Consider the following 2,698-nt stretch of genomic DNA (forward strand, 5'->3'; position numbering starts at 1 on the left):
GTACTAACAAGAATAGGTCTTCATGGCCTTTTTGGTCTAGTCGTCAGGGTGTTGCACTTGAATTGTAAACTGGGGAAGTTGCATCAGTGAAAATTCCTGCGTATCTCCAAAGTAGTAGCGTCAAACTTGATGACGATGACATTGAATTGTTAAAGTCCTTCGCTAAGAAGAACAGTATTGACCTAAATGAAAGATTTTTCTCGTTGGGTAACCTGACTCAGAGCAAAAGTCCAGTGGTGATGGGATTTGGTAATTCAATAAACGGGACCACTGAGGAGCGGGCTAGATACAACGCACTGCGGGAAGCTTGCGGTGACATCCAAAAACTCCACGAGTTTCAAGAATTCTTTAATCAGCTGAACCAATTTCATTCATTACGCTTGGCGGTAACGAACACTGGACGAACATTTGATGAAGATTTGGACATTACGCTTAAGGTCCCTAAAGGGACTGTAGTTAGGCATTCGAAATTGCCTGTCCCGGGACAATCCATTATTTCTGAATTCACTGGAAACAGAGCTGTGGAGTATCTTTTTGGATTGACGGCTACAGCATGTATCGAAACGTATGATTCTGGATACCCAAGTGTTCCTACATTGCCCAGTCCTTCACTATCTTTTCCTATGCTGCAAAGGTCTCAAGCGGATGTATATCAAGAGAACCTCGAAGAGTATCAGTCCAATATTAACTCGCTTTTTCAATACGAGTATTTTTCTGAATCGGACTTTGATTTAGTGAGATTTCATATTGGCTATCTCAAACAGCATAGTTCAATGTGGTTTCCAACTGTCTTGATTTTTTCAGGTCAGCTTGAACAAATTGAGTATTCAGTTAGCTCAAAGCATGCTCCAGACGAAGTGAAGGGGAGTTTTACAATTAATCTTGGCGGGCAGCAGTAATCTGTGTTGAAACTACTGGGACGTTTACTGTGTGGATATATTTCAAGAAAAAAAACGGTAGGTCAGGCGAAAAGTTGATGAAGGACGCAGATCAAAAACGAGCCGGTACGGCTTTTGTTAAACGTTGGCAAGACCGTGGTAATGAGTGACAGGCAGCCAAATTTTTGGGTTGACTTGCTGGAGACTGTCCATGATATTCCCAATCCCGGAGAGTACATCAGTTTTGAAGAACGTGTAATGTATGGATTATACCAGCTTTATTGACGGTTTCATCGACACAACTAAGGGCTTGATTGAATCGAACGGTCGCAATAAGCGTTTCTTTGACGGCATACGTCAGTCTGACGGCGGTTTATTGTCCCCATTTGAGCAAGCAAAACGATATTCCGCTAATTTGCCATACTCTAAACGACCGTGCTGGATCTTCACAAGTAACTTTAAGCAGTTCTTCGTTTACGATATGGAGCAACCTAACGGCGAACCAGCAGTGATCCAGTTTAAGGACCTTTGCCTTATCATTGATTAGTTGAACCCGCATCTCGATAAAGAGATGGAAGTTTCGATGTAAGCCGGTGAGCTGGTCGGTGAGATTTACGATGAATTTTTCACGCAATATCGTGATCCTACTATTGCTAGCAGTCAGCGCAGTATTAACGACTTGTCTGTGCGGCTAGTGTTTTGCTTGTATGCCGAAACTGCCGGTATTTTTGGCCTCACAGTATGTTTCACGACTATCTTAATGCATTTGAGACGCGGGCATCTGCACACGGCGTTAATCTATTTCGTGTGTTAGATACGCCAATCGACAAACGTGACCTATATCCCGAAGAAGATTGGCTGAGTTTCCGTATGTCAACGGCGGAATGTTTGCTAATGAGGAAGTTGAGATTCCACAATTCACGATTCGTTGCGCGCTTAGATTCTAGATCAAGCCAGCAAGGAGTTTGATTGTTCTGAGATTAGCCGGACAATTTTTGGTGCGGTCTTTGAGAGTACCTTGAACCCCGATACGCGGCGTGAGGGCGGAATGCACTATACCGCGATTGCTAATATTCATAAAGTCATCGACCCAATGAAGCTGAAGTGGTCTTTCATAGTGTGTATTTAGAATTCATGTGCAATATCGTATGTCACCCGCTATCACCGATTTTGTTTCAATGATAAAAACGGACTTGCTTGCCAGTTCAGTGCTAACAAGAATAGTTCCCTCTATTTATTAGGCTTAACTATGGAGCGTCCATTGGAGATTGATTGAGATAAAGCGGTCGGTGTGCTAACAGCTGGCTTTTCACAAACCAGATTCAATGGTAGCATGAAAAATAGGTCCGAAAACCATCTCAAAACCTCGCGTGTATTAATCCTTGAAAAACAACTGATCAGTTTAATGTTGCTTGCTTTTTAGCTCATCTGTCAACGAATGAAAGGCAACTCAATGTCAAATAAGTATATAAATCCACTTCGAGTTTTCATCAGCTCGGCAATGAAGAACCCTGGAGATTCATCACGTGATAAGATTACCGATCTTCGAAGCCGATTGAAGAAAAGGTTAAATCACTATCACTTCATCAAGGCATATACTTTAGAAGATGGTGGACCGACAGTGTTGACCTTAAACACTGAATATATTACTCAGTTACGAGACTCGAACCTTGCGATTATATTACTTGATGCCCGCTATGATATTCCTGTTGGCGTTCAGAATGAAATATCTGCTGCTAAGCAGGACGGATTTACAATTCAAGTGCAACAAATTAGTCAAATAGAAAGACTCATAGCCTGAGTCCTTGTAAGATGGAATC

Annotated in this window: 4 protein-coding genes; all 4 read left to right on the top strand. The window is 42.1% G+C overall.

Annotated features, from left to right (window positions below; all coding sequences use genetic code 11):
- Positions 1-86: 86 nt before the first annotated feature.
- The 4 genes from JUF11_RS12975 to JUF11_RS12985 all read left to right on the top strand — a co-directional run bounded on the left by JUF11_RS12975 (position 87) and on the right by JUF11_RS12985 (position 2,679).
- Complete coding sequence (locus JUF11_RS12975; RefSeq protein ID WP_204119923.1) at positions 87-899, top strand: hypothetical protein; 813 nt, start codon at positions 87-89, stop codon at positions 897-899.
- A 241-nt stretch (positions 900-1,140) separates the two neighbouring features.
- Complete coding sequence (locus tag JUF11_RS12980; protein ID WP_204119924.1) at positions 1,141-1,425, top strand: type IIL restriction-modification enzyme MmeI; 285 nt, start codon at positions 1,141-1,143, stop codon at positions 1,423-1,425.
- A 147-nt stretch (positions 1,426-1,572) separates the two neighbouring features.
- Positions 1,573-1,692, top strand: coding sequence for a hypothetical protein (locus JUF11_RS13430; RefSeq protein WP_333491238.1), 120 nt, complete (start codon positions 1,573-1,575; stop codon positions 1,690-1,692).
- A 639-nt stretch (positions 1,693-2,331) separates the two neighbouring features.
- A complete protein-coding gene (locus JUF11_RS12985; protein WP_204119925.1) occupies positions 2,332-2,679 on the top strand; it encodes a hypothetical protein in 348 nt (115 codons plus the stop codon).
- Positions 2,680-2,698 lie beyond the last annotated feature (19 nt).

This window comes from Lacticaseibacillus suilingensis (genome assembly GCF_016861845.1).
Classification (GTDB): domain Bacteria; phylum Bacillota; class Bacilli; order Lactobacillales; family Lactobacillaceae; genus Lacticaseibacillus; species Lacticaseibacillus suilingensis.

Excerpts from the sequence above, each read along its gene's own strand:
- JUF11_RS12980 (WP_204119924.1), top strand. The coding sequence starts at position 1,141 with ATGGATTATACCAGCTTTATTGACGGTTTCATCGACACAACTAAGGGC.
- JUF11_RS12985 (WP_204119925.1), top strand. The coding sequence starts at position 2,332 with ATGTCAAATAAGTATATAAATCCACTTCGAGTTTTCATCAGCTCGGCA.